Raw genomic sequence first — 379 nt, forward strand, 5'->3', positions numbered from 1 at the left:
GCAGTTCCACGGTTGAGCCGTGGGCTTTCACATCAGACTTATCATTCCGCCTGCGCTCGCTTTACGCCCAATAAATCCGGACAACGCTTGCCACCTACGTATTACCGCGGCTGCTGGCACGTAGTTAGCCGTGACTTTCTGGTTGATTACCGTCAAATAGAAACCAGTTGCTGCTCCTATCCTTCTTCACCAACAACAGAGCTTTACGATCCGAAAACCTTCTTCACTCACGCGGCGTTGCTCCATCAGACTTGCGTCCATTGTGGAAGATTCCCTACTGCTGCCTCCCGTAGGAGTTTGGGCCGTGTCTCAGTCCCAATGTGGCCGATCAGTCTCTCAACTCGGCTACGCATCATTGCCTTGGTGAGCCGTTACCTCA

The 379-nt window shown here is 53.0% G+C and carries 1 rRNA gene; it reads right to left on the reverse strand.

The features are described from left to right. A 16S ribosomal RNA gene (locus lacNas_RS05310) occupies positions 1 to 379 on the reverse strand; the annotation flags it as partial.

Source organism: Lactobacillus nasalidis (assembly GCF_016587775.1).
In the GTDB taxonomy this organism is placed as follows: domain Bacteria; phylum Bacillota; class Bacilli; order Lactobacillales; family Lactobacillaceae; genus Lactobacillus; species Lactobacillus nasalidis.